At 45.0% G+C, this 24,480-nt stretch carries 37 protein-coding genes; 10 read left to right on the top strand and 27 right to left on the bottom strand.

Going from position 1 to position 24,480, the window contains the following annotated elements:
* Nucleotides 1-2: 2 nt before the first annotated feature.
* The 17 genes from ACNKW2_RS05050 to ACNKW2_RS04970 form a co-directional block, all read right to left on the bottom strand.
* Complete coding sequence (locus ACNKW2_RS05050) at nucleotides 3-527, bottom strand: hypothetical protein (protein WP_419147565.1); 525 nt, start codon at nucleotides 525-527, stop codon at nucleotides 3-5.
* Entirely contained in the window at nucleotides 527-940 is a 414-nt protein-coding gene (locus tag ACNKW2_RS05045) for a hypothetical protein (RefSeq protein WP_419147564.1), read from the bottom strand. The genes ACNKW2_RS05050 and ACNKW2_RS05045 overlap by 1 nt, the downstream gene beginning before the upstream one ends.
* Nucleotides 941-948: 8 nt before the next feature.
* Nucleotides 949-1,563 (bottom strand): DUF3164 family protein, encoded by a 615-nt coding sequence (locus tag ACNKW2_RS05040; RefSeq protein ID WP_419147563.1) that lies wholly within the window; start codon nucleotides 1,561-1,563, stop codon nucleotides 949-951.
* A complete protein-coding gene (locus ACNKW2_RS05035; RefSeq protein WP_419147562.1) occupies nucleotides 1,556-3,040 on the bottom strand; it encodes a phage portal protein family protein in 1,485 nt (494 codons plus the stop codon). The genes ACNKW2_RS05040 and ACNKW2_RS05035 overlap by 8 nt, the downstream gene beginning before the upstream one ends.
* Nucleotides 3,033-4,772, bottom strand: coding sequence for a hypothetical protein (locus ACNKW2_RS05030; protein ID WP_419147561.1), 1,740 nt, complete (start codon nucleotides 4,770-4,772; stop codon nucleotides 3,033-3,035). Before ACNKW2_RS05030 ends, ACNKW2_RS05035 begins: the two co-directional genes overlap by 8 nt.
* Nucleotides 4,772-5,275 carry a DUF1804 family protein gene (locus ACNKW2_RS05025; protein WP_419147560.1) on the bottom strand — a complete coding sequence of 168 codons (504 nt, stop codon included), beginning with the start codon at nucleotides 5,273-5,275 and terminating at the stop codon, nucleotides 4,772-4,774. The genes ACNKW2_RS05030 and ACNKW2_RS05025 overlap by 1 nt, the downstream gene beginning before the upstream one ends.
* A 10-nt stretch (nucleotides 5,276-5,285) precedes the next feature.
* Complete coding sequence (locus ACNKW2_RS05020; protein WP_419147559.1) at nucleotides 5,286-5,531, bottom strand: hypothetical protein; 246 nt, start codon at nucleotides 5,529-5,531, stop codon at nucleotides 5,286-5,288.
* Nucleotides 5,528-5,944 carry a glycoside hydrolase family protein gene (locus ACNKW2_RS05015; RefSeq protein WP_419147558.1) on the bottom strand — a complete coding sequence of 139 codons (417 nt, stop codon included), beginning with the start codon at nucleotides 5,942-5,944 and terminating at the stop codon, nucleotides 5,528-5,530. The genes ACNKW2_RS05020 and ACNKW2_RS05015 overlap by 4 nt, the downstream gene beginning before the upstream one ends.
* Complete coding sequence (locus ACNKW2_RS05010) at nucleotides 5,925-6,173, bottom strand: hypothetical protein (protein WP_419147557.1); 249 nt, start codon at nucleotides 6,171-6,173, stop codon at nucleotides 5,925-5,927. Before ACNKW2_RS05010 ends, ACNKW2_RS05015 begins: the two co-directional genes overlap by 20 nt.
* A 150-nt stretch (nucleotides 6,174-6,323) precedes the next feature.
* Nucleotides 6,324-6,464, bottom strand: a complete 141-nt coding sequence (locus ACNKW2_RS05005) for a hypothetical protein (RefSeq protein ID WP_419147556.1) — start codon at nucleotides 6,462-6,464, stop codon at nucleotides 6,324-6,326.
* The gene (locus tag ACNKW2_RS05000) at nucleotides 6,461-6,688 is read right to left on the bottom strand and encodes a hypothetical protein (protein ID WP_419147555.1); all 228 of its coding nucleotides are present in this window, start codon (nucleotides 6,686-6,688) and stop codon (nucleotides 6,461-6,463) included. Before ACNKW2_RS05000 ends, ACNKW2_RS05005 begins: the two co-directional genes overlap by 4 nt.
* Complete coding sequence (locus tag ACNKW2_RS04995; RefSeq protein ID WP_419147554.1) at nucleotides 6,688-6,876, bottom strand: hypothetical protein; 189 nt, start codon at nucleotides 6,874-6,876, stop codon at nucleotides 6,688-6,690. The genes ACNKW2_RS05000 and ACNKW2_RS04995 overlap by 1 nt, the downstream gene beginning before the upstream one ends.
* Nucleotides 6,869-7,090: a hypothetical protein gene (locus ACNKW2_RS04990; protein WP_419147553.1), complete on the bottom strand. Its 222-nt coding sequence runs from the start codon at nucleotides 7,088-7,090 to the stop codon at nucleotides 6,869-6,871. Before ACNKW2_RS04990 ends, ACNKW2_RS04995 begins: the two co-directional genes overlap by 8 nt.
* Nucleotides 7,087-7,482, bottom strand: coding sequence for a Mor transcription activator family protein (locus ACNKW2_RS04985; protein WP_419147552.1), 396 nt, complete (start codon nucleotides 7,480-7,482; stop codon nucleotides 7,087-7,089). The genes ACNKW2_RS04990 and ACNKW2_RS04985 overlap by 4 nt, the downstream gene beginning before the upstream one ends.
* Nucleotides 7,475-7,663, bottom strand: coding sequence for a hypothetical protein (locus ACNKW2_RS04980; RefSeq protein WP_419147551.1), 189 nt, complete (start codon nucleotides 7,661-7,663; stop codon nucleotides 7,475-7,477). The genes ACNKW2_RS04985 and ACNKW2_RS04980 overlap by 8 nt, the downstream gene beginning before the upstream one ends.
* The gene (locus ACNKW2_RS04975; RefSeq protein WP_419147550.1) at nucleotides 7,644-8,048 is read right to left on the bottom strand and encodes a phage protein GemA/Gp16 family protein; all 405 of its coding nucleotides are present in this window, start codon (nucleotides 8,046-8,048) and stop codon (nucleotides 7,644-7,646) included. The genes ACNKW2_RS04980 and ACNKW2_RS04975 overlap by 20 nt, the downstream gene beginning before the upstream one ends.
* On the bottom strand, nucleotides 8,045-8,395 hold the full coding sequence (locus ACNKW2_RS04970; RefSeq protein ID WP_419147549.1) for a hypothetical protein: 351 nt from the start codon (nucleotides 8,393-8,395) through the stop codon (nucleotides 8,045-8,047). The genes ACNKW2_RS04975 and ACNKW2_RS04970 overlap by 4 nt, the downstream gene beginning before the upstream one ends.
* Before the next feature lie 67 nt (nucleotides 8,396-8,462).
* On the opposite strand from ACNKW2_RS04970, the gene ACNKW2_RS04965 reads away from it, so the two are divergent.
* Both ACNKW2_RS04965 and ACNKW2_RS04960 read left to right on the top strand, forming a co-directional pair.
* Entirely contained in the window at nucleotides 8,463-8,669 is a 207-nt protein-coding gene (locus ACNKW2_RS04965; RefSeq protein WP_419147548.1) for a hypothetical protein, read from the top strand.
* Between the two features lie 83 nt (nucleotides 8,670-8,752).
* Nucleotides 8,753-9,247, top strand: a complete 495-nt coding sequence (locus ACNKW2_RS04960; protein WP_419147547.1) for a hypothetical protein — start codon at nucleotides 8,753-8,755, stop codon at nucleotides 9,245-9,247.
* Between the two features lie 14 nt (nucleotides 9,248-9,261).
* Here ACNKW2_RS04960 and ACNKW2_RS04955 read toward each other — a convergent pair whose 3' ends face one another.
* The 5 genes from ACNKW2_RS04955 to ACNKW2_RS04935 are packed head-to-tail and all read right to left on the bottom strand — an operon-like array spanning nucleotide 9,262 to nucleotide 13,887.
* Nucleotides 9,262-10,500: an AAA family ATPase gene (locus ACNKW2_RS04955; RefSeq protein WP_419147546.1), complete on the bottom strand. Its 1,239-nt coding sequence runs from the start codon at nucleotides 10,498-10,500 to the stop codon at nucleotides 9,262-9,264.
* Nucleotides 10,497-12,143 carry a Mu transposase C-terminal domain-containing protein gene (locus tag ACNKW2_RS04950; RefSeq protein WP_419147545.1) on the bottom strand — a complete coding sequence of 549 codons (1,647 nt, stop codon included), beginning with the start codon at nucleotides 12,141-12,143 and terminating at the stop codon, nucleotides 10,497-10,499. Before ACNKW2_RS04950 ends, ACNKW2_RS04955 begins: the two co-directional genes overlap by 4 nt.
* Nucleotides 12,143-13,045, bottom strand: a complete 903-nt coding sequence (locus ACNKW2_RS04945) for a hypothetical protein (protein ID WP_419147544.1) — start codon at nucleotides 13,043-13,045, stop codon at nucleotides 12,143-12,145. Before ACNKW2_RS04945 ends, ACNKW2_RS04950 begins: the two co-directional genes overlap by 1 nt.
* A gap of 59 nt (nucleotides 13,046-13,104) precedes the next feature.
* Nucleotides 13,105-13,530, bottom strand: a complete 426-nt coding sequence (locus ACNKW2_RS04940) for a hypothetical protein (RefSeq protein WP_419147543.1) — start codon at nucleotides 13,528-13,530, stop codon at nucleotides 13,105-13,107.
* 42 nt (nucleotides 13,531-13,572) lie between these two features.
* On the bottom strand, nucleotides 13,573-13,887 hold the full coding sequence (locus ACNKW2_RS04935) for a helix-turn-helix domain-containing protein (protein ID WP_419147542.1): 315 nt from the start codon (nucleotides 13,885-13,887) through the stop codon (nucleotides 13,573-13,575).
* Between the two features lie 150 nt (nucleotides 13,888-14,037).
* On the opposite strand from ACNKW2_RS04935, the gene ACNKW2_RS04930 reads away from it, so the two are divergent.
* Genes ACNKW2_RS04930 through ACNKW2_RS04920 form a run of 3 tightly spaced genes read left to right on the top strand, consistent with a single transcriptional unit; the run spans nucleotide 14,038 to nucleotide 17,783 of the window.
* The gene (locus ACNKW2_RS04930; protein WP_419147541.1) at nucleotides 14,038-14,535 is read left to right on the top strand and encodes a helix-turn-helix domain-containing protein; all 498 of its coding nucleotides are present in this window, start codon (nucleotides 14,038-14,040) and stop codon (nucleotides 14,533-14,535) included.
* Between the two features lie 19 nt (nucleotides 14,536-14,554).
* Nucleotides 14,555-15,079 (top strand): hypothetical protein, encoded by a 525-nt coding sequence (locus tag ACNKW2_RS04925; RefSeq protein WP_419147540.1) that lies wholly within the window; start codon nucleotides 14,555-14,557, stop codon nucleotides 15,077-15,079.
* A 43-nt stretch (nucleotides 15,080-15,122) separates the two neighbouring features.
* Nucleotides 15,123-17,783 (top strand): ATP-binding protein, encoded by a 2,661-nt coding sequence (locus ACNKW2_RS04920; RefSeq protein WP_419147539.1) that lies wholly within the window; start codon nucleotides 15,123-15,125, stop codon nucleotides 17,781-17,783.
* A gap of 51 nt (nucleotides 17,784-17,834) precedes the next feature.
* Here ACNKW2_RS04920 and ACNKW2_RS04915 read toward each other — a convergent pair whose 3' ends face one another.
* A complete protein-coding gene (locus ACNKW2_RS04915) occupies nucleotides 17,835-18,503 on the bottom strand; it encodes a tetratricopeptide repeat protein (RefSeq protein WP_419147538.1) in 669 nt (222 codons plus the stop codon).
* Between the two features lie 97 nt (nucleotides 18,504-18,600).
* Between ACNKW2_RS04915 and ACNKW2_RS04910 the strand changes: the two genes are divergently transcribed.
* The 3 genes from ACNKW2_RS04910 to ACNKW2_RS04900 all read left to right on the top strand — a co-directional run bounded on the left by ACNKW2_RS04910 (nucleotide 18,601) and on the right by ACNKW2_RS04900 (nucleotide 20,330).
* The gene (locus ACNKW2_RS04910) at nucleotides 18,601-18,852 is read left to right on the top strand and encodes a hypothetical protein (RefSeq protein ID WP_419147537.1); all 252 of its coding nucleotides are present in this window, start codon (nucleotides 18,601-18,603) and stop codon (nucleotides 18,850-18,852) included.
* The gene (locus ACNKW2_RS04905; protein ID WP_419147536.1) at nucleotides 18,818-19,828 is read left to right on the top strand and encodes a hypothetical protein; all 1,011 of its coding nucleotides are present in this window, start codon (nucleotides 18,818-18,820) and stop codon (nucleotides 19,826-19,828) included. The genes ACNKW2_RS04910 and ACNKW2_RS04905 overlap by 35 nt, the downstream gene beginning before the upstream one ends.
* Before the next feature lie 142 nt (nucleotides 19,829-19,970).
* Nucleotides 19,971-20,330 carry a hypothetical protein gene (locus ACNKW2_RS04900; protein ID WP_419147535.1) on the top strand — a complete coding sequence of 120 codons (360 nt, stop codon included), beginning with the start codon at nucleotides 19,971-19,973 and terminating at the stop codon, nucleotides 20,328-20,330.
* On the opposite strand, the gene ACNKW2_RS04895 is transcribed toward ACNKW2_RS04900, so the two are convergent.
* From ACNKW2_RS04895 to ACNKW2_RS04880, 4 genes are all read right to left on the bottom strand, one after another.
* Nucleotides 20,327-20,557 (bottom strand): hypothetical protein, encoded by a 231-nt coding sequence (locus ACNKW2_RS04895; protein ID WP_419147534.1) that lies wholly within the window; start codon nucleotides 20,555-20,557, stop codon nucleotides 20,327-20,329. The genes ACNKW2_RS04900 and ACNKW2_RS04895 overlap by 4 nt on opposite strands.
* A 282-nt stretch (nucleotides 20,558-20,839) precedes the next feature.
* Nucleotides 20,840-21,391, bottom strand: a complete 552-nt coding sequence (locus ACNKW2_RS04890) for a hypothetical protein (protein ID WP_419147533.1) — start codon at nucleotides 21,389-21,391, stop codon at nucleotides 20,840-20,842.
* Between the two features lie 12 nt (nucleotides 21,392-21,403).
* The gene (locus tag ACNKW2_RS04885) at nucleotides 21,404-22,270 is read right to left on the bottom strand and encodes a DUF4747 family protein (RefSeq protein ID WP_419147532.1); all 867 of its coding nucleotides are present in this window, start codon (nucleotides 22,268-22,270) and stop codon (nucleotides 21,404-21,406) included.
* Between the two features lie 242 nt (nucleotides 22,271-22,512).
* A complete protein-coding gene (locus ACNKW2_RS04880; protein ID WP_419147531.1) occupies nucleotides 22,513-22,797 on the bottom strand; it encodes a hypothetical protein in 285 nt (94 codons plus the stop codon).
* A gap of 151 nt (nucleotides 22,798-22,948) precedes the next feature.
* Between ACNKW2_RS04880 and ACNKW2_RS04875 the strand changes: the two genes are divergently transcribed.
* Nucleotides 22,949-24,091: a hypothetical protein gene (locus ACNKW2_RS04875; RefSeq protein WP_419147530.1), complete on the top strand. Its 1,143-nt coding sequence runs from the start codon at nucleotides 22,949-22,951 to the stop codon at nucleotides 24,089-24,091.
* The gene (locus tag ACNKW2_RS04870) at nucleotides 24,091-24,471 is read left to right on the top strand and encodes a hypothetical protein (protein WP_419147529.1); all 381 of its coding nucleotides are present in this window, start codon (nucleotides 24,091-24,093) and stop codon (nucleotides 24,469-24,471) included. Before ACNKW2_RS04875 ends, ACNKW2_RS04870 begins: the two co-directional genes overlap by 1 nt.
* The last annotated feature ends 9 nt before the right edge of the window (nucleotides 24,472-24,480 follow it).

The following is a 24,480-nucleotide window of genomic DNA, read 5'->3' as shown; positions in this document are numbered from 1 at the left end:
CCCTACTTTCTTAGCAGCTTATCAGTTTTATCTTTGGAGCCTTGGCTAGAACCATAGAAAAACTGCAGAATTGCACCAAGTGTGGTACCAAGTAAAAAGCCTAAAATGGTATCGGCATAGCGCCTTGCCGGCTCTGATATGTCTATAAACGTGATGCAGCCTATATAAATAAAGGTCGCAACCGTTAAGAACCAAGCGTATTGATAAACGAACCGCTTTGCTACTTTATCTTCTTGCTCCAGCGCGCTTGTTTGCATCTTTCTGGCGCTGTCGAGGTTTTTGAAAGCAAGCTCTGCCAGCTTTTCCTCTTTACTTAAAACAGCCAGGCGAAATTGCGATTGTAGCTCAGGGTTTTGACTCACTCTGTCCAGCGCTTTACTCGGGTCGCTCTCACCCGTGAGGGTTTGCGCCATGTCTACTACTTTGGTGGCTACCTCCTCGCCATTATCACCACCAATCCATTGGCCTATCTTTTTATCTAGGCCCGTTAGCTTCGCGAGGCCTAGCGCAATCGTAATTGGTTCCATTATTCTGTCTCCAACAAGGTTAGGTTACTCAGCTTTTTAAACTGGCGAACGAGGCTTTTAGCTGTGGTAAAACAGCAATCATAGTAAACGTACTTCTTATGAAGATCCGGGTAGTACTTCTTACTTTCGCGCTTGCCAAAAGCTTTCTCTATTTCCTTGATTGTCTTAGCTGAATATATGGCCTTTGTTCTTTTACGCCACACATCCGGAATACAAACAGGACGGTCATTCTTCTCTGAAAACCAAGCCGCTTTTATCTCACCATTTATATACACACCTAGATGAAAAGTAGACTCAGATACTTTTACTCGTGCTATGGTCAGCTGGAATTCGCCAAAATTAAATTTAACGCATGGGTAAATGCCTTTAAGCTTCTCTTCTATCTCCTGCCATTGCTCGCTAGTAATAGACATAACTCACCTCACAGCTTTGCTATATCAAGTGAAACGGCGTTGTCGTTACCGTGATCATCTTGTTTGTAAAAACGAATAAAACGGCAGCTATCAATTGACGTTACTGACTCCGCCAGGATGTCCATAGCCTGTTGCCACTTGCCTGTGTCGTCAGCTATCTCAAGGCGGCGCAGGCTCAATATGCGCTGTGGGTTTAGCGTCCCTTGCTTATCGGTTGCAAATACCTTGTTCACAATGGCACGAATATTTTGGTTGCCTCCTTCGGTCCATTCATCCAGGCATTTATCAATGAGCTCTTTTGCTAACTGAAGCTCTGGGCCAAGCTCAATTCGCTCTTGCGCTTGTATTTTTACCGCTAACTTGTTGTCGAATGAGCGAAGCGTTACATTGCCCTTTTTGCCACCCAGGTTTACGTTGTGCTCTTGGGCCAGTAACTCCATAAAGTTATCGGCTTGTTCCATCTGCAAACGCTTAAAATCAGCCAGCTCTTTTTGCTGTTTTTCAGCCAACGCTACGGCTTGTTTTACAAACTCGTCTTTAATGAGATCGGTTTGCTTAATATTGGTGATGGCGACTAAATTGCCTTTGCCGTCTTTCATGTAACCTTCAGGTGTATCAGTCATCGTTTATCTCCGTAGAATTGGCTTCATCCATCCCTTGCAAAAACTCCAGTTCAAACGCTTTACTGGCTACGTCAGCCAGTGCGGTACCACTGAGGTTAGGGAATTCAGAAAGGATTTTGTCTTTTAGGTCGTTTAGGCTTGCTGAGCTTTTGGCAAACTCAAAAATTTTGGCAATTTCCACATCAGTTGCCTGATCAAACTCATCAAAAGAGGTCACGTCCATGTTGTAGCGGTCCGTCGCCGCAAAGTCCTGTTTTGCAGCCGTGGCAATTCCAGCGCCATCGTCCTTTACTTCTAATACCGTTTGGCCGTCTTGTGGTTTTGGCACACCGAGAGTTTTGTAGGCGTGATCTTCGGTCACTTTAATCAATTTGGCGGTTTCTCGAATGACATTTACCGCGTCAAGGTTGATCTCTTTTTTGTCTCGCCAAATGTATTTAGGCGGCTCACCACCATCAAAATTCACATGGTGGATACACTCTAAAATTTGGTTACGGTAACTGGCTACCAATGCCCTATCTGCCCGTTGGTTTTCACCTGCCCGCCTAGCGTGCGTTTCACTGGCTGCACGTGCCCCCGACTTTTGCTCGGTTGCTAAGGTCTGTGAGGTCAGCGCCTTACTCATCTCAGCGTTGCACATGTCTATCAGTTGTTTTTGTACGGGCTCGCCACTGAGCTTGCTTTCGATGATCTCAATGGATGAATCATCCGGTATGGTCGCAATACCATCAGTGATCAGCTTAGCAAGCCCATCAATGAGGTCGTCCACTTGGTCATCTGTTTTGCCGACTGGGTGTTTACCCACAGGGAATGGCACACCAAAACGCTCGCAGAGTTGTACAAAGAACTTAAAGCCACCATGCTTGAACATCCAAGGCCAAAAACAACTACTTAACAGGGCTACGCCGTATGGGTTTTTAGCGTTTGGCATATGCCTCACACACGTCCAGCGAGCTTCATCTAGCAATTCGCCATGGGGGTTATCACGGGTTTTTAGCAGTAATTCATGCTCAGGTGTAAACACAAATCGACTGGCTGGCCACATCTCAATTTTACTGGGTAGCCAATTGTTATCGGACTTTTCATACGCCCCAAGGTGCGTTACTGCAAACCCATGCAAAATGGCACTGTAGTTGTGCCAGTCGATGTCCATCCATTCGGTATTGATACCTGGGCTATCGTCCATCAACGACTTGGCCAACTCATAGCTTTTTTTACTGGCTGCATCACTGCCACCGGGTACCAACTCAGCATTAAACGCAAACATGCCAGAACGCAGTGAACGTAATTCGCCAATCACATGCGCATCTGCGGCAATTTCGTCATAAATTAGGGCGCTTTTACCTGCTTTACGCAGTATTGGGTCAGGGTTAGGTAACTCTCGCATCATAGCCCAGTGATTTGGATCACTTTGGCTCATGTTGAACATTTTTTGCAGGGCTCGATAACCCCGTAAGCTTAAATGAGGTTTAGACATGGTAGCCCCCTATTGATTTAGTCACTTTTTTGCTGCGGACTCTGGGCATACCGCCTGCCCCAGTGCTGGCAATCATCCATAAAATGGTTAGGGCACAGCTTAAGTCATAGTGGTGGGTGCTTTGCTTCTCTGGCCAGTTCTCCAGCTCATCCATGATGAGTGGGCACTTTGAGTTAAACGCAATTTGGGCGGGCACATTAGTTACAAAGGGTTCTAATCCCTCTATACGTTCATCCTGGCTTACCGTTGCGGTTACACCACGAAGCGGCAGTGCAATACCTTCGTCTAATCCGCGTTTTATGTAGTCTTGGCGCATGTATTCAAAGGCGTTGTTATTCTCAAAGCCCCACACCAAACAGTTGTATTCACGCTGTAGGCGAATTAAGTCGTTAAGTAGCTTGCTAGTGCCTCGCACCTTGCGGCTCTCGTATTCCACATGCAGTTTGCCCAAGTCTTTGCAAAACAGGCCAACCAGCAAAGCACTGGGGTCAGCGCCAGCGGTTTTTCCCATGCTTGGGTCGCATGCGCCGTATGGCGTCCATAGGTTCAGTCGGTTTACCCAAAACTCAAATTGATAGAAAATTTGCTCATCGTCACTCTTGGCAATGCCTTGCATTTCGCGGTTAAACTCACGCTTATTTGAGGCCCACATCACCATTAAGTCATACAAGCTGCGTACGCTTGCCCAAGAGGTTTTAGCTCCCTTATTCATTTGGCGTTTGTTCTTGAGCCAAAACTTAAATGAGGGTTTATCTTCTTTAGCAACGGCCTGGCCTTTTGCTGCGGCTTTTTTCTCAAACTCCTTGTCTTTATAAAGCATTAAATCGCGACACTCTTCCCATAAATCCATGCGCTCGGGGAATTGGCTTATGGCTTTGAACCGATGCACTAAGTGCCCAGGTGCGTTTTCAGCACGCGAGATTGGGTCGTCGCTGTTTAAAACGGTGTTTACGCCTAGGAATTTTACGGTACCGTCAGGTGGGCCAAGGTATTGCACGGCGGCTTCTAAAAACGCCCAGCGAGAGTCTCGTTCGGTGGCTGAGCGGGCTTCTTTATCCGTGATAATGTCATCGGCCATGAGCAATTTGGGGCGGCTCGCGCCGTGGAATGCACCACGAACCGACTGCTCAGCCCCACGGCTTTCAAAGCGTACGCCCTGCGCGGTAACAAATTCGCCTATTTTCCATGTGGGGCTGGTTTGGCATACTTCAGGAAAGTCCAACAGCAAATTGTTGTTCTGCAGTAACTCAGTTTTTACCACTTCCAGTGTTTTGGCCGGCATTTTTGCCTCGGCACCAAACAAGATGGCGTAATCAATAAAAATGTCGGGTTTGATCAGCTCTAACTCTTGGCAGACGTCGTCATCTTGAAGTAGTGCTAATACAGCCACATAAAGCGGGGATATTTTTACGCCCAAGGTCGATTTACCCTCGCCACGAGGGGCTACAAACCAGTTTTTCCAGCCGTTGGTGAGCTTTAACGCTTCAGGGAACCAATTCATAAAGTAGTGCTGAAACTCGCTAGGCTGTTGGCCATCGTCAAGCCACATATGATGTGGAAAATAGGTGTACACAAAGAACTCAAAGTCGCCACTTAGTACGCGCTTTCGTCTTGCGGTAATGGCCTCTGGGCTTGGGTCAATATCACGTTGCTTGGCCTCAATGTCTAGCCTTAGGCCTGCGGTGATCTGTTCAAGCTCTGCCAGGAACTCTTTGCTGTTTAAGTCCGCCATCAGTCATCCATCACATTGACAAGCTGCGGGCCAAATGCCGTTAAAATGGTCACCAGCTGAGGCGAAAATTCAGGGTGATGTTTACTGACAAACGCAGCCAGTTTTTTCAACACCTCTGCTGCTACCGTGCGGCGCTCTACTTTCTTATTGCCACCGCTTAAGTTCATTACCTTGCTGTACATATCACTCAGCTGCGACAGCACCTTTACCCGCTCAGCTGGGGTCATCGCGTTTTCAGGGTCTCTCAGTAAGTTGAAGGTTTCGTGAGTTTGAATGGTAAACTCTTCAATAAAGTCTTGGGTAAATTCGCCGGCAGGGCCTGTGGCTTTTCGGGCGGCTGCACGAGCCAAATCCCAGTCGTCGCCGTTAGCTTTGGCCTCGGCTTTCCAGCGCCGTGCTGTACCGTCTGCCACGCTGTGCTTTACCGCGGCAACCGACAATGCCAACAGCTCGTTGACGTAGCTGTGTCTTACTGCATTTTTAATATCCGCAGAGTGCGCCATATCATCAGCCTCAGGTTTTCAGTTTTAACAGTTCAACGGCAATGGCAACCGCAAGGCCTGCGCCACCGCCAAGGCCCGCGATTTTCACGCGGTTGTTGGTCACATGCCCTTCCACCTTTTCAACGCGAGTCTCGAGGCCATCCACCCGTTTGGTGAGGTCGGCTTTTATGTCAGTAACTTCTTTGAGTATCGCGGTTTGTGTTGCCTGAATTTGGCCTATTGACTGAAATAACTGGTTTTCTTGTTCTGGGGTCATTGATACCACTCCCCTGTTGCCATTTGCTCGGCCAGTTCGTCAGCACGGCCACCCACCTGAACGGCCCAGCGTGAGTCGAGCATTTCAAAGGCAGCTAACTCCCAGTCGCCCGCTTCAACAGCGGTGATGGTGTTTTTAAACTCAAGCAGGCCAGTAATACCAAGGTTAAAGGCCATGTTAATCAACACCGCTTCGCGGGCGGGGTTGCACTTTGAGGTGTCGATGTTTTCTCGTACTGATTGAGTAAACTCGTTTATGTCATTTGTGAGCAAGTAGTCCGATTCGGTTTCAGATAGGCCGCGTTGCTCTAAGTTTCGACCAACACCAATCGTGGCGTACCCTGATGGACAGTGATACACAGTTAGTCTAACGCCCTCATGGCGCTTTAATTGATTAAACAGGTTTTTGTCCATGGGCAGTCCTACGCTTCAGTTTGGTTTTAACGTCTGCAAAGCATTTAGGCACAGGCTTAGGTGGGGACATCGCTTTTTGCTCAGCAATCAGCGCTTTCACGCGGTTGCGCAGCAGCTGTAAATATCGTGGCTCACAGGTTGCAGCAATGGCTTGCTTTTCTTCACGCGTTTTTGCTGCAACGATTAGCTCCGCCAACACCCACACAGGCAATGATTTTGCTTTGCTCATGGGGTGATGATCGCGTAATCGTCACAGGGCAAACATATGGAAAGTAGTTTTCAACGGAGGGAATAAAACGGCTAAATTAGGCTAAATTAAAATCGGCCATACTGCAATACTGGCCGTTTAAATTAAGTTTAAAGGGGGATTAAATGGTGTTTAAAGCTCAAATTCTTCATCGCAGTGCTGGCAAATGGCAAGGTCACTTTGATATTCATCCTCATGAACTTCCGTATCTTCTTCACAATGTGGGCAGCGAGCAATCACATAAAAGTGAGTTATCTTGCCTTTTTCTGTCATAAATCCTCCTGCCCTATGTCTAAGCGAGGCACGTTAGCAAACAGCTCTTCAGGGTCGGTCACTATGCCGCGTAACTCGCAATGGCTTACTTTATTGCCCGATAAAGCCTGGTACTTTTCAGCCACCAAGCAAGCAATATCGTGCTGATCAATTTCAACCGCCCCATATAGCTCATTGGTGGCCATGCGGGCGTCTTTCCAAAGTAACACAACAAAGGTTTCCATTATTTCTCCAACTCTTTGGTCGCCTCGGCCAGCTCTTGCTCGAGTTCGAACAAGGGCAAGCCAAGGCTTTTACGTTCTGTAATGTGGCTGTTTAGTAAGGCTAAGCCTATTTTAAACATCCACGGTTTAATGGCTTTTTTGCCTGCTAACTGCTTGGCCGTTAGCAATACAAAATTATCGCTACGCACTTTTGGCAACCGCCGTGGTAACACCTTGGCCTTCTGCTACGGTTATCTTCCAAAAGACCCCCTGGCAGTGGTGGCAACTTGCAAGGGTATCCCAGTTGCATGCGGTGTTGTTTTGTTGCGTTAGCAACTGCTTTTTACAATGCGGGCAACTAAACTCATGCATAGGAACGCCGGCGGCTTTTAACCGGTCATAATAATGCTGTGTTGTACTCATAATTTAAGCTCCATCTGTTGCTCTTTGTACGCGTTATGCTCGCTTAAAATTTTCATTATCCACTGCCGTGTAATGCCAAAACGTTTAACCAGGGCTTGAATGGTGGTGCCATTTTTCACCTCTTCAACAATCACCTGGTCGCGTAGCTGTATTAGCACCTTGTTTAGCATGGGCACCTGATACTGGGTTTCAGCGTAGTTGGCCAGGGCCAAACACATATCCTCGCCAAACACCTTTACAAAGTGGCTGTTCGGGTTGGCGGTTTTGGGAATGTAAAACATCTGCCCTTGGTGCTCAGTGAGCAGCTGTATGGTTTTTTCAACCCCTAACACTTTTACGAACTGGCGAATGCCTGCCGGCAATGCTCTTAAATCAACGGTTAGCTCACTCATCAAATAAGCCCTCCACGCTGTATTCACGCTCAATGGCTCGGCGGTCTTTAATGGCCTCTAAGCGACGGCGCGCCTGGCAACATGCAGCGTCTTTTTTACTTGGCTTGCGAGCGATTAAGTTTTCGCTATAGCGCTCGCGGTTGGCGTTGATTGTGAACTCGTTAAAGCTGTTTATGCTCATCGCTTTGCCCTCTTTCTAGCCAGCTTTTGAGTATTTCAATAAGCTGCTGCCAATCGTCTTGTGCCTTGTGGAGCGGCACACCTTGGGTGTGCTTTTTACAAAACGCTTCACAGGCCGCTTTACTGTTAACTCGCACCTTGCCGTCTTTTGCCAGCAGCGCCCAAAGCCGATAAATATGCCTAAGCGCCTGAGGCAACTTTTTACGCTTGCGGTGAGTTGGGTTCATCGCGTGGTAACGTGTCAGCAAGGTTTTGCGCTCATCGATGGTCAGTTTGGTGCAGGACGACACCCGATACTGGCTAACCTCCAGCACATTTTGGCGGTGTGCTTCATCGCTAATGTGTGCGTAGCGCTGTGCGGCTTTAATTTGTTGCACTAGGGTCATGCTACCTCCTCAATGGTAAAGTCGGGCAGCAGGCAAAACTTAAGCACTTTTACGTCCCAAGGTTTGTCGTCGCTGGTGTGCAATACGGCAATATCTGAATAATGCAAGGTAAATTCATCGGTAAAATTTACTGCCGGATCTACCTTTTCAAGTTGCTTGCATTCGTATAGCTTAATGCCAAGCAGGATAGAAAACGCCGCTTTAATGTTGCCGTTTACGCTGTCGAGTATGGTGCCGTTCGGGTCGTGCTTACACACGGCGGCTAACATTTGCGTGTTGTTCTTGCTGTCGCTTACAGCAAACTTGGCGCTAAAAAAGCCTTCGTTAATATTGATTGAAAATGCCATGTTGGTTTTCCTATGGTTATAGGCCTTGTTGCAGCAAGGCCTTTGCTTTTTAAATAAAGGAATGAAGTTGACTACTTATCCAAACCACCGAAAGTACTTAAAGTTTGCGTTGGCAGCTCGCCAGTTGATTGCCTGCGACTTTCCCGTTTGGAACACTGGCAACAGTCTTGAGGTAAATGCATTTCTAGAGGCGGTGAGTTCTGCATCTTTCTTATCTGAGCTATCTCATCCGTCGTTAAGAACTCGTTTAGCCGGCTATCACGTTTTGATTTAAGCGGTTTCATAAATGTCTCCGTTTATAGGGGTTCGTACCCATTCACTTTTAAATAATCAGTTTGTCTTACTTTTGGAGTTAAAATGGATTTCGCTAAAATGGCTACGCTGTGCGCCACCTTAAAAACAGCCCTTGTAACCGCCTTACCTGCTTCGCACACCAATACGCTACGAGAAATAATTTCAAAAATGTCCCCTGGTGAATTTCTTGAATTGGCGCACGCGTACTCGGTGCAGTCTCAGGGTGTGCTAAAAGCAGTGCTTCAAGCTCAGTTCGAGAACGAAGCAAATTCTCAAGCCGTTCAAGCTGGCGTTGCTTCCTTTGTTCCGCGCGCTGAGCAGCACACTGCTCTGCTTGAGTTTTACTTTGCTGTGAGTCAGTTGTGTGAGGCTGAGAGGCTGTACCGCTCTTTGGCTGATGAGCCTGATCTTCTAAATCCAACTCTGTTTTATGTTGACCGGATCCAAGCGGCTTCTCGGGTTTGCCAAGATGCTCAGCCCCCTGGGTCGATTGAGTGGCCGTTCGACGGTGAGGCGCCATTTCGCCTGAGTCCTGAGATGTCTGGTGTTTATCATTAATCATCATTGCATCCTTAAATAGTGGGTTTGTTTAGAATTGCCGAGAAAATAGAGTTCACCATCAGGCGGTCTACTTTCTTATTTGGGTTTTTGCGTATGTGGGTAAGCAAATGCGGTAACAGGTTTTCAACCAACATGCGTGCATTGCCCTCAACGCGTTTGTGCAGCCACTGCCACCACTTGTCGTTGTCTTCGGCTACTTGAATGCTGTTTTGGGTGAGCTCAAAAAACAGGGTTTTAATGTCGTTGATGGGCAACTCACCCACGGGGCTTGGCCAAAAGCACACACGGCTAGAAATCAGCTCATAGCGCTCTTCACTTTGCAGTTTGTCGATAAGCTTAATGTTGCCAACCAACACAACGCCTACGCGGGCTTGATCTGATATGGTGCGTAACGGGTCTAGCGCATTGGGGCGACACTTGTCGGCCTCGTCTAAAATAATTAACCGCTCAGAGTCTTTCAGCGCATTAATGATTTTTTGTAGCCGCTTATAATTAGAGGCCTTAGGAATGCCCAGTTGCAGTGCTAGGCTTTCAAGCACTTGGGTCGAGGCCGTTTCTTCGCTGCCGTAAATAAGCAGTGCATCGTCGTTGTCTTCGCAGTAGCGCTCAATGCCTTTGGTTTTACCCAGCCCCGCTTGCCCAGCAAATACCGCAATGCGGCGGCGGTCTCGTGCTTGCTCGCACGCGGTTTTAATCAGGGTTGGTACGCTGGTTTTTACAAAGGGCACTTCACCATAGCGAATACGAATAGGCGGCTTGGCCTCTGGTGCATGTTCCTCGGCTGGCTTTTCGTCTACCGTAGTGGGTTCTAAAATGCTCCACACTTCATGCAAGTATTTACTTGGGTTCGCGGCGTATTTACCTCCCAACAATTGGCTGATCATGCCCGTACTTTTACGCAAGCGGCTAGCCAGCGTGCTGCTGGTAACGCCTTGGCCGCTTAGCTCTTTATCTTTAAGGCGCTTTTTAATGCGAGCCAGTACCAGCTTGTCGTCTTCGGTGTAGGTTGGGCTGATGTCGGTGCCGCCCGTAAACTGCTTTGCATCAAAGTCACCAAAAAAGTGCTCCCACAACGCATTCACGACTTTTTTGGGGTTAATGGGGCTGGTACCGCTTAATACCGCCGTGACTTGCTCAAGTGGCCAACCCAAGCAATACTCGGTTGGTGAGATGTTAAATAGCTCAATCTCAGCGTTTAACAGCGCCACTTGCTTTTGTTGCGTGCTACTGTAATGCTCGGTGAATTTCATTCGTCGTCCTCCAAAATAAACGCCTCCAGTGGCTCTGGTTTGTATTCGTCCAGGTCTACTGCAAAGTCGTTAATATCAATGTTGTAAGTTTGTGGTGTTTGGTGTGTTAGCGCGCTGGTGTCGGCGGCTAGCGCCTCTACCGACTCAACGTCGACAATGCGCTTTTGTGCCGCACGGGCGCGTTTTTCTGCAACGTGGTTAAGTAGGCGTTTTTCTTGGTTAACCAGGCGCTCACTTTGTTTTTGCTCAATTCGCGACGTTGGAATAGCGTGCGACTTGTTCTTAAGCTGGCACACCATGATGAACTCGCCTGTTTTCTCGTACAGGTGAATAAAGGTATCGTCGTGTAGGTCGTAGCCGGCAACCAGCTCTTGGCCATTAAACTGATGTAAAAAATCGGCGCTGTAATAGCGGTTGTGAAGCCGAATACGGCCACGGCGCACATTGACTTTCTCGCGCGGTAAAATCACAAAGTCGGTGGTGGGTGGCGCGTCTTGCTGTAAGCCCTCTTCCCACACTTGCATGCGAGTTTTGCCTTTTATTTCTGGGTGTGGGCTGTTGTGGTAGTGCTCTAAAAACTCCTTAAACTCGGCCACCCACTCGTCAACGGTCGGTAGACTGCGTTTGCCCTGGCGCACTTCTTTTAACACCAATTGTTTGTGGCGCTCTGTGTGGTCGCGGCCACAGTAGCTCGCAAAGCGTTTGCCTACGCGGTCTTCCATGTGCAAAAAGAAGCGCTCTATCCACTTAGCTCGAGCGTTACCAGGTATGGCAAAAATGGTGTCTATGTCGAACTGGGCATACACCCCGGTGCACTCGTCGGCCATCATTTGGCTTTTGTAGCCTGAGCCGTTATCGATATACAACATGCTCGGAATGTGGTGATGCGCACGTATAGAGCGGGTGAGCGCAGTCAGCGTGCTGATTGACGACTCGGCCTCGCCCAGCTCCCAGCCCACAATGCAGCGGCTACCCACATCTTGAAACGCCGTTAGTTCAGCACGCCAGGCTTTGCCGGTGCTTGGGTGTGCTAGGTATACATCGAGCGTATGGCCATCGCCGTTATACAAAAAGCCCGGCGGGATATGATCGGTTGAGCGAATAAGGTGGTCTTTGTGTTTTTCACGGTAAAGTTTATTACCAATGCGGTACGGGCTTTGTGGGCCTAGCTCATGGGGCAAGCTATTGATAAAGCGGCGTACTTGGTAGTCTTTTGCTTGGTAGCCCTCTTTAATTAGCTGATCGGCCACTTGGGCAAAACTCGGTGAGTTAATCGCGTGGTATAGCTCTAACGCACGCATGGCCCAGGCTGGCTGCTTAGCCGCCCTGCCCTTGTTGTTTGGCAATAAGCCTTCCATGCCTTGCTCTTTGTAGGCTTTATACCAGTTGTATACCGTGGCACGCGACGGCAATTTACCAATGGCCGCAATCGCTTGGTGAATGGCGGGCGTGATTAAACCCTGGTTAATGGCATCGCTAAGTTTGGCAATGGCCGCATCAAGATTGCCGCCCATGCCTACCAAGTGCTTAATAATGGTTGCCCTGGCTTGTGCCTTTTTACGAGCGGTGTCGGGGGCGCTTTGCCAATCAACGGTATTAGAAAGGCTGGGCAAGTTTTTAAATTTGGCTACGGCAGGATGCATTATTTATCTCCTTTTGCGCTAAGGCGAAACGACTCCAGTAAACGCTCGCGCTCGGTGTCGACGTATTGCCATTCGGCGTCGTCGAATGTGGGTAAGTTCTCTATGCCTTGCACGTGCTCACCAAACTCCATATGCAGCTGGCTCAGCAAGCTGCCAATTTGGGTGTATATGCTGGCATAAGCGTGGTGCACCACTTGGGCGGCGGCAATACGCGCTGGTAGGTCTAGGGTTCTAAGCTCACACAGCTGGGTTACCCCTGCTTGCGCTTGCTGCAGTGCCTCGTTTAGCAGCTCAGTGTGTACAATGGCGTCTTTTCGTAGCTCGCTTATAAACACCGGCATATCAAAACGCGTGGTGGGCACTTTGCGCAGGCGCTCGTGCTCGAGCTCGTTGATGCTATGAGCCAATGAGTCTTCTAGCTCCGCTTTTTTATCTAGCAGTTCGGCAACTTGCTGCTTGATTGCGCTGCCGGAGGTCTCGGCAAGCACTTCATAGTCTTCATCGTCCAGTTCTTTCAGGGTTTCGATTGGGACTTTAGTTAGTTCAGAGAGTTGGTGTTGGTTCATATTCAAAATGGACAATTTGTCCATTTTGCTTTTTGGTAACTGCTTCAGCATCTTTGCTACAGCCATAACTCGGGTAGCTGTACGGCGGTGAATGCCTCTGTCATCCAACATATTTGCAAACTCACCATGCTTCACTTGATTTTTTACATGCAAAAGGATAAAACCCATTTCAGCAGCGTCACAAAACTGTCGATTTGCCAGAAACGTCGCTCTATCCATACACTCATCAATGCTATTAGGCATCACTATATTTAGAGGCGTGGTTAACCGTTCAATTTGGTGTTGTAGCTCCTCTCCAGAGTCTTCACCTACTACATCGATTAATTGCTCATTCATAGCAGACTCCAAATTTTAGATAGATCTTGGTCTTTGATATGCACATTTTTAAACCTTGATTACTCTTCGTCTGTTACTGAAATTGAGCTAAGAATTTCTCTTTGGGACTTTTCGATTTGCTGTTTTTGCATTTCCATTTCGGCGTGCTGCTGAAGAAGTTGGGCTCGTTGGTCAAAAGCGCTATACATAAGTGGTTGCAAAAGTATATTCACTGGTTCAACACTTTTTATCGCCCATAATAATGCAGGTATATAGTGAGCTGGCAAATAGACTTCAGTTGCGGGTGAGAGGTACTTGTTTAACTTGCTTTCAGTTATAACCATTTCATTAACTTTTAATGCCTGATTCATTCTTTCAGCGATCCCTTGTCTCGTCAGGCCACTCGTTCTAGCTGCGGAATTAACTGTGTGTAGAAACTGGTGATACACCTCACAATCAGGGGCAACACTTGCTGTAAAAATAGAGCTTTCTTGAGTAAGTTGCATGGTAAATTCTCCTTCAAACCTTACCTTGTTTTTCTGACATATCTAAGCGAGGCTATTAGCGTTATCAGTTAAGGGAGTATTAATAACAGCCGCAATCTGTTTGCGGCGCTGGTCACGTTTATCACGTGAAACATTGGTATATTCATCAGCAAAGACTTGCTCCAGCGTTAGGCCTAAGCAACGAGATATAGCTTCAGCAACACGTTTTGACTTTGCCCTACCGCTCGCTATTTGGTACGCATGCGACCTACTTACTTTTAAAGCTACTGCGATATCAGATAGGTAAATATCCTTTTGTTTTAGTTGGAATTTAATCTCTTCATAGGTTAATCTTGTGGGTTTACTGTTTGGTTTCATGTAAAGTACACCTGTTTATGTTTGCGTTAACTTGTGTGGATGCAACCACATATGTTGTTACTCAATGTAAGTGAGGTTATATGTATATGTCAAGTTTAATTTTAAATTCATATAACATCGCTGCATATACTTTTGTAGTTGATTATTGTTATGACAATTGATAAGTTAGTAAGTGAAGGTATTGACGTTGATTTAGTGATTCAAAGATTGTTTGAAACACTGAATGTTAATAGTGATAGAGCGCTATCTAAAGAGATGGGCTTATCTTTAAGTGCTGTTAACCAAGCTAGAAAAAGAGGGTCATTACCATGGGAGGGCGTAGTAAACATCTGCAAAACCCAAGGTATATCTCTAGACTGGCTGTTTGATGTCAAACCGGAAAATAGTAAATACAAAAAAACGAAACTACCTAAATCTGTAGCTACATCAACTAGTGTTGAGAAAGAAACAGTTAGAAGTGAACTTCTTTCAATAAATGCGTTCGTTGAAGAGGTTATGGATCAGGTTGTAGATAAAACTATACCGGCTTCTAGAATGCTTGAAGTCCGTAAAGCACTTGCTCCAATTCTTATCGATGCAGCTATTGAGTACGATATGGATAAGTCAATTGTAGCGGCTGTTGCTCGGAGCACTCTGAGGCTGGTTTAACCGATATCAGGAATAAACCATGACTCAAAGATTTTTGAAACTCTCGGCTATAACTGCACTGCTTGGATTAACATTAAATGCAGCACAAGCTTTAGAACCAAAGCCTGACCGGGCTCAAGTGCAAAATTTATATACCACTTTGTTACTACCGGATGGTAGCTACCTAAATGCAGATATTAGCTTTGATTGTGGTTCTAAATTTGTAAATACAGGGATAATCATCACGACTGATGAAGGTGCTCAGTTTATGGCAAAAGCGTATAGAGCACTTTATGGGGTTAAAGCGGGGCAATCTGTATTAAAAGCTTGGAATACTAAAGCCAACCCCAGTGATCCGAGAAAACCAACTATGTTGCTAATTAATACTTTTCCTGCCTCCCAAGAAAAAGCAGATAGTCAACACGTAAGAAATAGCAACAAAATAAACAAAAGGTTACAAGAATCAGTACAATCTGTTAACATCGATAGGATAGAGGGTAATGCTGAATTAGCTCCAGAGTTAATACAACTGTGTGGGGCTAGAGTGCACGAGAACTATAAATAAGTGATGGAGGCTGGGAGGGGGGCTGACCACTCCCAGTGAACAGATGGAACGATTGTCTTTTTTAATACTAATCCTGTCGACATTTTTCATTAGTCCAGTGTTATCACAACCCACAGGGTATAGTTATGGGGTAACAGAAGATGATGAAGGGTTTATTTACTTCGCGACACAAGTCGGCGGGTATAGATTTGATGGTACCCATCACATTGAATTGAATAAGTTGTTTGACTTACCCAACAACTGGGTAACTGATGTTGAGTATTCTTTCAACGATAATAGCCTTTACATTGCCTTAGGCGACCTTGGCATTCGGAAAGTAGATTTAAGCACCAAAAAAATAACAACTATCTCTGAGTCAAGATGTTGGAGAATGGAGTTAACGGATAAGCTTATAAATTGTAAGAATGGCTCCGCTCTTGTTTCCGTAACTCGTGATGTAAATAACTTAACTACTGAGCTGATGAGTGATGTAAAAGTAACTTCGATTAATGGCAACTACATTGACTCTGAAAGTGGATTGTACAAAGTTGATGGTAAAGGTATTGTCGAGTTAGCGAGTACTGGAGCAAGTTACTCTAAGTCAGCCTCGAATAGTAATGGGCTGTTAATTTGGCGTAATAATACCCTTTATTATTATGATAACCATGGAAGAATGATCTCTACACCTTGGGAAAAATTTCCAACAGCGCTTGCCATCGATGGTAATACTGCACTTATCGCAATAGGTAACAAAGTTAAGCGACTTAGTTTGTTTGATTTAAGAGTTATAAATTACGACGTTAGCTCATTTTCAGAGGTTGTAAAACACATATTTATAGACTCTAATGACAATTTGTGGCTATTTTCTAATAACAGCATACAGCACGTTGCGAAGGGCCAAAAGCATACCCCCGTACCTTTACCATCTTCCTATAACCTGATTAGCAAAAACAGAGATTTTACTTTTATAGGTACTGAAACAGGAGTCTATTTACAAGATGGGCCCAAACTGAAATTAGTTGGTGAACCAGAAAATTATGGTCCTGTCACTACCGATGTTGAATTAGTGGATAATACTTTGTACATAGCGACAACGACTAGTCTAAGTAAGTACGACGTAATTACAAATCAAATAAATAAGCTCTATGATGGCTATGTAATTGTTGCGTCCAACATTAATGGCATCCTTTACTTTGGTACAAATGACGATGGCTTATATAAAGTGATTGACCAAGAAGTTATTGAAGTAAAAGATCTGAATGCAGTCATGAGCTCAAAAGAAGTGACAGCCATTGAATTGATTGACAGCAAGTTGTTCATTGGAACTAACAAAGGATTTTATGTAAAAGATGCTAATGGATTAATAACTGCACATGGTCATGATTTGACAACAGTTACTGGCTTTGTGAAGCTTTCTTCTGGAATATATGTTTCAACATTTAAACAGGGATTGTATAAATTTCAAAGCGAGAAAACTCATAGACTTGAGACACCGCAAAGCATTTCAGATGTGGTTGCCACAGATGATACGCTTTACATCGGTACAATATCTGGTGTTTATATATATGATGGCTTAACGGCTTACCCGTTGACAGGTACAAGCCAATTAAATGTTACTCCAAATTCATTGAAACTAGATTCAGATAGAATTGTTTTTGGCACACAGTATGGTATAGAGTCTTTCAAGCTCGCCTCAAGTAACCAGATCAAACAACCAACAGTTGTTGGCATAATGATAAATGGTGAGTTCTCACCTACTCTACCAGCAAGCTTTCGTGCAAATCAGAACATTAACCTGCTAATATCGGCAAAAAGTGTATTGAGCAATACAGAGTACCAATACAAGATAAATGATACGTGGCAAAATGCTGTTAGTGGCGTGATAGATTTCTCACATGTTGAGCCAGGCACTTATAATTTAGAAATCAGAGCACGTCAAAGCGGTGGGAAATGGAAGTCGAATGTAATAAGAGAGGTCAGGCTTGAGGGAGAGTGGTATCAAACATCGATTTTCTATGCTCTTTTAATTACTTTCGCATTAAGTATTTTGAGTATTACAACCTATCTATTGTTACTGTATTTAAAAGCAAATTTTGATGTCCATGAGAAGCTACAAAAAATGTATAGCTTCACCAGCACGCACAACTTACTAGCACTGATGACTAAAGCCAAAACTAAGTGTTCAAGCCCAGACGTCAATCAGCATGCTGATGGTTTAGTTTTTATCGATGAAGTTATAGATGTCCTTGTGCCAATGGCGCACGGTAATGCAGTCCTGGGCAAGAGAACTCTTAAACAAGGAGTTATGGCGCTTCAAGCCTCTCTCAAATACGAAGCACCAAGTAGTGAATTTGAGTTTGTGTGTTCAACTGAGCACGGTAAGACGCTTCCTAATCATATCGAGAGTGATGCTTACGCAGTAATATATCATTCAGTAAAAAATTCAATTGAACACGGTAATTGTAAGCGAGTTGAAGTCTACGTAGAACAAGTACGAGGAACCCTTCAAGTCAGCATAATGGATGATGGGTGTGGCTGTAGCTGGTTTTCCCGTACATTCAAATATGGTTTAGGTTTCTTTCTGATGAAGCAAACCGCAAGAAGAAACAACACTAAGCTTGTGATACAAAGCTGTAAAAAAGGTACTACCGTTAGCATTTCATTTAAGCTAATGAGTAAACAGCAAAATATACAAAAACAACTTAATACAGAGACGCTCAATTAAAATATAAACGGTGTAAGGTCAGAGACCTTACACCTACCAAGTCCTTCAGCCTCACTTTTGCTTAGCTTCAGCAATCCTCTTTTCCCAATCCCCTACCCAACCTTGTTCACTAGCCTGCCTACAAAGTTCAATGACTTTTTGCCACTCGCCTTGCTTCTTATAAATGATCGCAAGCTGGTAATAGCCACGGTGAGCGGGCAAATAAAACGGGGTGTCTTTTGGTGGTAAGCCCCAATCAATGAGCTTGTCGAGCATCTTTTTATGGTCGGCTTGCATAGAGAGGATCGCCTTGGGGGCAATGTCTATTTGCTTTTTACAATAGAAAATTGCCCTTTGCAGGTTGTCGCCTTGTTTACGGTGCCGGTAGTAGAACTTAACCGCACGGCCATATAAAAAGTGTAAGTCAGTTGAACTGGTGTATGGGGTTACAGAGTCTTCGGCTTTATTGAGTAGCTTTTGGCAGAGGTCAAAGTCACCTTCTTTGCGTAGAAACCAACCCGCTAAGGTTTGCAAGAACCTAACTTTGGTGGTGGATGTGCTGTGGACTTGGCCTTCGTCAATCTTGTTGCTACCACCGAGTGGGTCGTAATGGTCGTATATGCGTTTTCGCTCATACGGCTCAAGCTCATTTAGCCACCATCGCTCTAAGCCAAAAAACTTAATTAATCCCTTTGGTGCTGCTTCCTGTTTTGGCTCAACAAATTTAAATACGCTTTCCATGATTTATCTCCTTTCTATCTAGCGTATTATCATTATAGTGTGTCTGGCGTAATTACAACTGCAAAAAACTAATATATAAGCAAACAGGAGAATACATTTGAGAAAAGCAGAGTTCGCTGTATTTATCTGGGAAATGACTGAGAACGGGCCTACAAACTTATCCAATATGACGCAGCCCTTCTTTGAACTACCAAGACGCCAAGACATCATCGTGTTAGATGGCAATTACTTCCGCGTGTGCGAGGTTGTGCTACATCATCAAAAACCATTTGAGCCTGAGTTGTTTGTTGAGCGCTTGGGTGAGTGGAAGAACTTTGAGCGTAGCGATATCTTTAAAAAGCAAGCTTAAATGTTGTGGGGCTTTCGAAGCCCAAATAATAGAATTAAACAGGGCCACAGAGCAGATGATTCAAAAAGTGAAAGGAAGGTTAGGGAATACTATATTCACCTATTGGGTGTTTTGGGCCTTTATACTAATACCTATTATCTTATCTTTGATACTAATGTGCGCTATCGCAATAGGTGATGCGCTTGAATTTACCAAAATTACTAAGGAAAGCCTAGACACTTTTATTGAGTACCAGAAAGTGCCGCTAGTGATCCTTGGTCTCTCGATTCCTTTTGGAACTTTAGCTGCTGCTAACTTTAGGGCTAAGCAGTTTCATAGGAACCTTGAGCGACAAGAGTATGAGCATCAAATCGATCTTTACCACAAGGACTTAGACTTTTTTGAAAGGAAACTAGATGGTGCAGTAGGCAATAGGCAGTTTCAATATATTAGTAAGCAACATGCAGCGTTAGTGTTCAATAACTCAAGGCATTATCCCGTTAGAGGTGGAATGCTTTTTGATGCTACACCTAAGCGCTACAAAGCACTTTTTCTTGCATCCGATATTAACACCGCCTTGGCATATCTAGTTGACATTAACAAAAAAGAGTGTGAGCTATCTGAAAAAGAGATTGACGACGAGTTGTTCCGCGTTTTTTTTACACATTTAGACAATATCAATGATGTAGTAATTGACGAAATAAAAGTACTCACATTTATGACAAAGTTTTATCCGACTATTTCGAAGGTAGCCAACAAAATTGGCATTGACCAACCTAAGATTGATGATGGGTATAGTAACTATTGCATATTTTTTAGGGAAGCTATCAGCGTAGTTTCTGTTGTCTATGACCTTGATGAGCTGAGTAACTTTCCTCTCACCAGTGAATTTTGGCGCAACAGGAATAACATCATAGACCGTTGTAACTTTGTAAATTCAGAAATTAAAATAAGTGCAATTGCTGATTATTACAGGTTACCGTACAAGAAGGATTGAACGATATTAATTTAGCTGCTCTTGTTGTTGATGCGGTTATAGTAGCACCGTATGTAAAGTGATTTCTATATGCGCTGTTTGCTTACGCGCGCGTAAGCTTGGCTTTGTATTTTGTGATTTACTTACAACCCAAGGGGAGCCTATGAAAGATGTAGCGGTAGTGATGAAACCCGTTGTTGCGTGCTTGGAAAGCGCACAAGCCGACTTAGCCCAGCTAACACCCGAAGAACTGGCGCACGCTCAGCAACTGGTTGAGGTGTTTTTTAAAGGCGCGGCAGAGCCAGTAGATGATGTTAAAGAGACGTTGAACCATATTATTTATAGTAGCATTCGCCAGGTTATAGAAGCAGAGAGCGCACCAACTAAGCTTGGTGTACGCCCTGCTACTCCTATGTTACCGCTTACCTCGGTGCTTTTTAAGCAACATTACAAGCAAGAAAAACTTTATGACGCTTTGCTAAAAACCTTAACTACGCTGCATAGTCAGGCGGTAGCAGATTAGCTTTTTGTGTCTTTCAAGCTGTCTATCGTTGCTTGGTAGTCTTCACTAAACTCAACCTCTTTCGTGCTCGAGTAAATGTTGATACCTTGCTTTTTAAGTTCGTTGTACAGATTAATGGCATCTTGTACTGCGTCTTCCTCGGGAGCCAAGTTTGACGTTGAGTGATTGTCTGCGGCCATTAGGTGCACAGCAGCGTATGCGATAAACTGATTTTTGTTCTTAAACATCGTTTTTCCTTAAAAGAGTTAAACACCCTGTAGCCCCACGCTCAGGGTGTTTATTTTTTACCACAAAGTAAGTTTGGTAGACAGCCTTACTCTCTTTTTAAAAATAACGCCTCAAACGCGCTCTAACGGGCGCTAAACAATTTGCAGTAGACTGATTCGGCTTAACGTGGTTTAAACAAATTTAAACGCCGTTTAAACGTGTTTTAAACAGGGTTGCGGTTGAATGTGTTGGGTTGGTTTGTGGCTGAGTGGTAAAAAGCGCGGTAAGAGTTACCGCGCTTTTTACTTTCCATCATCTTTGTTGTTGGTAAACATCTCATACCAGTTGGTTACACGGTAGAGACTAAAAACAGCTGCGAGTGTGGTTGTTATTGAATAGGTAAAAAAGAAGTATGAAATAAACCAGATGGCGTAGACTACTTCCCTACACCATGGAATTAGGTTATATAGGTAGAATCCTGCGTAAGCTTTATTTAAAAGTGCCAGCACGATAGCGATTACTTGTAAAACGATAAAATGAACGAAGACGGTATTAACATCACAAAAGACCGTTACCTCGTGATCTTCATCTTCTTCAGCTAAAAAGGCCCTAAAGCTATCATCACCAATTGCCATCCATAGCGCAAAGCCGCCAAGCGAAAAACCTAGGAGGTTTGGTACATAATCTAATACACCATTCCACCACCCGTATTGCGTCCAGCTTGGCCATAGCAGAATGCACAGCACTAAGGCGGACCAAAAGTAAGCTGATTTCAATAATGCCTTAACGCCACCATAGTTTGTCCAGTAGCGTATTAGGATGTTTTCAGCTTCTGTATCGTTTTCTTGGCCCACTATCGTTCCTCATTATCTAAACTGATCTAACACTGTCTCAGCTAAGCGTCGCAGCGCTTCCATGGCTGTAAAGTTCTTATCGTCGTAGAAATCCTTTGCTGAAAACGGCGTTTCATTAGTATCTATTGTAACACGTTCATCTTGTGCGTTTTTACCGTTTGCTTTTACGTGCCCATATTTAGCAGCGATCTTTATTGATTCTTTAAGCTCTGTATCAACTTCTATTGACTCGTCTGGCACTGCAGTCAGTGTCTCTTCAATTTTTTGTACCTTGCGTTTGTTCATTTTCTTAAGAAACTTACGCTCAGCGTCTTTTAGCGCATTCGGCCGCGTAATGGTCATTTCAAGCTTTCGTTTAGACGGAAGCTTGATGATCTCATCAACAACGTTTTGTTCCGGTTGATGCGTTACGTTTACTTCTCCGAACTCATCTTTCAATGTAGGATGGTTCAAGAGCTTGTTGAAAAACTCTGTAGCAAGTTTAGGGGTTAAAGCTTTCTTGTTCTCATATTGAGAATATACGATCAAATGCTGCTTAGGATAAAAAATAAAAGTAAAGCGGTTTGATTCAGGCCTAAGGTGCTCTATAGCTTTGGTTCCCTCAAGCTCCTTTTCAGTTGCATGTTGCTTTGTTCTTTTATTAAACCAATCAGCGTTTTCATCAAAACTCACGTATTTATAGATGTCACCATAAATGGGCTTAACCTTATCTTTGTTCTTGCTGATTTCGTGTACATCTGTAAGCTCAGCCCAAGTCTTGCTAAATAGGTGAACAGGCTCATCAAGCTTTCTTGCTGCTTTAAATAACTCTATGTATCGTTCAGGGCTGTGAGGTTGCAATGTAACGTTTATAACACCAACTTCGATCTTCTTTCTCATAATTACTCTGTAAGCATTTTGTAAAAAGATTAATTTACAAGTTACATTTACAGCAGTCAATTAAACAGGTCAAAGCTGACCTGTTCTAAATCAAGTTATTATAATTTAAACGTAAATGATGACATATCGTTTTTGCGCGGGGTTACGTTATCGAGCACCGAGCGCGTTAACTTGTTTGCCTTCCGCAATTGACGCAAGGGCTTTACTGTTTTGCTCATGTAAATAAGTATTCGACATCGTGATTACCAAATATGCTCAATGGCTTCGTCTGCGGTCATGTCAGGACTTAAGTTATCAAAGATACTGTCCACCGAGTTTTGGTTAATGGCATTAAACACCTTGTCTCGCTCATCCCAGCAGCGGTCGATGTCGGCCTCAAACTCAATACCAAAGTCGGCCTCTCCGCCACATTTAAATTGCGTAATGATAGACACCTTAGGCACGGTGCCGTCGTTGGTGTCGTGCGTTGATTTTTTAACGAGTACCTGAAAGCCGTTAGACTCGAACAGTTTTGCAAATGGGTTCATCGTGACCTCTTAAAAAGTTGTTGATCGTTTTGTGTAGCCTGTTTAGTCTAAATAACTGGTGCTATTGCACACTATGTAAACCACTTTCCCTGCTCTGTCTTCCCTATTCAATCGCTAACCTAGCCTCATGTTTTAAACGTGAGCAAAGGCAATGGCGCAAAAAAGACCCAACACAAAACTCAATTGGTTTGAGATTTTTAGAGCCGGTGAACACACCGACTCGAAAGGCAATACCGCTGAATTCAGTAAAACTGACCTACAAAGCGTGGTCAGCAATTTTAAAAAGCGCAGCTCCCCTTTGGTGGTTGGTCATCCAAAAATGGATGACCCCGCCTGGGGCTGGGCAGAAGAACTAAAAATTGAAGGCGACACGCTCTACGCCAAAGCAGAAGAAGTGGATGCGGATTTTGCTGAGGCGGTGGAAAAGGCCCGTTACCCTAACCGCTCTGTGCGTCTACGTAAAACCGATAACGGCTTTGAGCTCGGCCACATTGGCTTTTTGGGTGGTAAGCCCCCTGCGATTGACGGCATGCAATGGCTATTCAGTGAAGAAGAAAACGGTGACGCCGTGGTGCTTGAGTTTGCTGCCAACGACCGAATTGAACAAGTCGCCCTGGATGGCGCACAAGGCTTAGTGCGCCTTGTAACCAACCTTAAAACCTTTATTACAGACCGATTTGGTGCCGAAGAAGCCCGCAAAGTGTTTGCCGACTGGGAAGCTGAGCACCTTCAGCAGCAAGTGACGTTGGCTGAGCATGAGCGCCATCAACAAAACATGGCAGATCCACACAGTGAATTTGCTGCCCCGCAACAAGAGGAACCCAATGTGAGTGATAAAACCCCAACCGAAGCTGAAAAAGCGCTCCAAGCAAAACTGGATGCAGCCAACAAACAAAATGCTGAGCTGCAATTTAACCAGCGTAAAGCGGCTGCGCAAACCTTTATTGATAACACCCTTAATGGTGGCAAAGCGCCACGCTTAACCAACACCGAAGGGCTGGCCGAGTTTATGGCGCACCTGGAACAAGATGCTGAGCAAACCTTTGAGTTTGCCGCGGCGGATGGTGACAAAACCAGTAAGCCGGTTGATTGGTTTAAGGGCTTTTTGCAAGCGTTGCCCGAGCAAAAAGGCTTAACCAAAGACTTTAGCAAGGACGGCGAAGAAGAACCCGGCGACCTGAGTGCTGAGCAACTGGCCACCAAAGCGGTTGAGTTTCAGCAGTCGGAAGCTGGTAAGGGGCGCACTATCTCGATTAGTGCGGCAATGGATCACATTAAATCGGAGGCAAACTAATGGCCGTTCCTGGATTAATTCGTAATTTTGCAGCCACAGGCGAAATTAAACCAAACCGCATTGTGGCGGTATCGGCAGGCGACTTTATGGCCGCTGCGGCGGCGAGTGTTGCCGATAATGCGCTGGGCGTAACAGAGCAAGGCACAGATAACCATAACCGAGTGGATGTGGTGATGGACCAAATAGCGCCGGTTGAGCTTGGCGGCGACTTTGCCGGCGGTGAGTGGGCGGTGAGCGATGCCGAGGGCCGGGCCATTCCGTTTGATAAAGCAACCTTTGCCGAAGACGACACCATCAACCTGGTGGGTAAAGTGCTCGAGGCGGGCGATGCCGGCACCATTGCTGACATTCACATCACCCCATTTTTAATTGTTAAGTAAGGACTGAGT

It is taken from the genome of Pseudoalteromonas 'SMAR' (assembly GCF_048515945.1).
In the GTDB taxonomy this organism is placed as follows: domain Bacteria; phylum Pseudomonadota; class Gammaproteobacteria; order Enterobacterales; family Alteromonadaceae; genus Pseudoalteromonas.
The sequence above is the reverse complement of the archived record's forward strand: the minus strand, read 5'-3'. Positions and strand labels throughout refer to the sequence as shown.

What these genes read in the sequence shown, in the direction of transcription:
- ACNKW2_RS05050 (WP_419147565.1), bottom strand. Translation starts at nt 527, where the DNA reads ATGGAACCAATTACGATTGCGCTAGGCCTCGCGAAGCTAACGGGCCTA.
- ACNKW2_RS05045 (WP_419147564.1), bottom strand. Translation starts at nt 940, where the DNA reads ATGTCTATTACTAGCGAGCAATGGCAGGAGATAGAAGAGAAGCTTAAA.
- ACNKW2_RS05040 (WP_419147563.1), bottom strand. Translation starts at nt 1,563, where the DNA reads ATGACTGATACACCTGAAGGTTACATGAAAGACGGCAAAGGCAATTTA.
- ACNKW2_RS05035 (WP_419147562.1), bottom strand. Translation starts at nt 3,040, where the DNA reads ATGTCTAAACCTCATTTAAGCTTACGGGGTTATCGAGCCCTGCAAAAA.
- ACNKW2_RS05030 (WP_419147561.1), bottom strand. Translation starts at nt 4,772, where the DNA reads ATGGCGGACTTAAACAGCAAAGAGTTCCTGGCAGAGCTTGAACAGATC.
- ACNKW2_RS05025 (WP_419147560.1), bottom strand. Translation starts at nt 5,275, where the DNA reads ATGGCGCACTCTGCGGATATTAAAAATGCAGTAAGACACAGCTACGTC.
- ACNKW2_RS05020 (WP_419147559.1), bottom strand. Translation starts at nt 5,531, where the DNA reads ATGACCCCAGAACAAGAAAACCAGTTATTTCAGTCAATAGGCCAAATT.
- ACNKW2_RS05015 (WP_419147558.1), bottom strand. Translation starts at nt 5,944, where the DNA reads ATGGACAAAAACCTGTTTAATCAATTAAAGCGCCATGAGGGCGTTAGA.
- ACNKW2_RS05010 (WP_419147557.1), bottom strand. Translation starts at nt 6,173, where the DNA reads ATGAGCAAAGCAAAATCATTGCCTGTGTGGGTGTTGGCGGAGCTAATC.
- ACNKW2_RS05005 (WP_419147556.1), bottom strand. Translation starts at nt 6,464, where the DNA reads ATGACAGAAAAAGGCAAGATAACTCACTTTTATGTGATTGCTCGCTGC.
- ACNKW2_RS05000 (WP_419147555.1), bottom strand. Translation starts at nt 6,688, where the DNA reads ATGGAAACCTTTGTTGTGTTACTTTGGAAAGACGCCCGCATGGCCACC.
- ACNKW2_RS04990 (WP_419147553.1), bottom strand. Translation starts at nt 7,090, where the DNA reads ATGAGTACAACACAGCATTATTATGACCGGTTAAAAGCCGCCGGCGTT.
- ACNKW2_RS04985 (WP_419147552.1), bottom strand. Translation starts at nt 7,482, where the DNA reads ATGAGTGAGCTAACCGTTGATTTAAGAGCATTGCCGGCAGGCATTCGC.
- ACNKW2_RS04980 (WP_419147551.1), bottom strand. Translation starts at nt 7,663, where the DNA reads ATGAGCATAAACAGCTTTAACGAGTTCACAATCAACGCCAACCGCGAG.
- ACNKW2_RS04975 (WP_419147550.1), bottom strand. Translation starts at nt 8,048, where the DNA reads ATGACCCTAGTGCAACAAATTAAAGCCGCACAGCGCTACGCACACATT.
- ACNKW2_RS04970 (WP_419147549.1), bottom strand. Translation starts at nt 8,395, where the DNA reads ATGGCATTTTCAATCAATATTAACGAAGGCTTTTTTAGCGCCAAGTTT.
- ACNKW2_RS04960 (WP_419147547.1), top strand. Translation starts at nt 8,753, where the DNA reads ATGGATTTCGCTAAAATGGCTACGCTGTGCGCCACCTTAAAAACAGCC.
- ACNKW2_RS04955 (WP_419147546.1), bottom strand. Translation starts at nt 10,500, where the DNA reads ATGAAATTCACCGAGCATTACAGTAGCACGCAACAAAAGCAAGTGGCG.
- ACNKW2_RS04950 (WP_419147545.1), bottom strand. Translation starts at nt 12,143, where the DNA reads ATGCATCCTGCCGTAGCCAAATTTAAAAACTTGCCCAGCCTTTCTAAT.
- ACNKW2_RS04945 (WP_419147544.1), bottom strand. Translation starts at nt 13,045, where the DNA reads ATGAATGAGCAATTAATCGATGTAGTAGGTGAAGACTCTGGAGAGGAG.
- ACNKW2_RS04940 (WP_419147543.1), bottom strand. Translation starts at nt 13,530, where the DNA reads ATGCAACTTACTCAAGAAAGCTCTATTTTTACAGCAAGTGTTGCCCCT.
- ACNKW2_RS04935 (WP_419147542.1), bottom strand. Translation starts at nt 13,887, where the DNA reads ATGAAACCAAACAGTAAACCCACAAGATTAACCTATGAAGAGATTAAA.
- ACNKW2_RS04930 (WP_419147541.1), top strand. Translation starts at nt 14,038, where the DNA reads ATGACAATTGATAAGTTAGTAAGTGAAGGTATTGACGTTGATTTAGTG.
- ACNKW2_RS04925 (WP_419147540.1), top strand. Translation starts at nt 14,555, where the DNA reads ATGACTCAAAGATTTTTGAAACTCTCGGCTATAACTGCACTGCTTGGA.
- ACNKW2_RS04920 (WP_419147539.1), top strand. Translation starts at nt 15,123, where the DNA reads ATGGAACGATTGTCTTTTTTAATACTAATCCTGTCGACATTTTTCATT.
- ACNKW2_RS04915 (WP_419147538.1), bottom strand. Translation starts at nt 18,503, where the DNA reads ATGGAAAGCGTATTTAAATTTGTTGAGCCAAAACAGGAAGCAGCACCA.
- ACNKW2_RS04900 (WP_419147535.1), top strand. Translation starts at nt 19,971, where the DNA reads ATGAAAGATGTAGCGGTAGTGATGAAACCCGTTGTTGCGTGCTTGGAA.
- ACNKW2_RS04895 (WP_419147534.1), bottom strand. Translation starts at nt 20,557, where the DNA reads ATGTTTAAGAACAAAAATCAGTTTATCGCATACGCTGCTGTGCACCTA.
- ACNKW2_RS04885 (WP_419147532.1), bottom strand. Translation starts at nt 22,270, where the DNA reads ATGAGAAAGAAGATCGAAGTTGGTGTTATAAACGTTACATTGCAACCT.
- ACNKW2_RS04880 (WP_419147531.1), bottom strand. Translation starts at nt 22,797, where the DNA reads ATGAACCCATTTGCAAAACTGTTCGAGTCTAACGGCTTTCAGGTACTC.
- ACNKW2_RS04875 (WP_419147530.1), top strand. Translation starts at nt 22,949, where the DNA reads ATGGCGCAAAAAAGACCCAACACAAAACTCAATTGGTTTGAGATTTTT.
- ACNKW2_RS04870 (WP_419147529.1), top strand. Translation starts at nt 24,091, where the DNA reads ATGGCCGTTCCTGGATTAATTCGTAATTTTGCAGCCACAGGCGAAATT.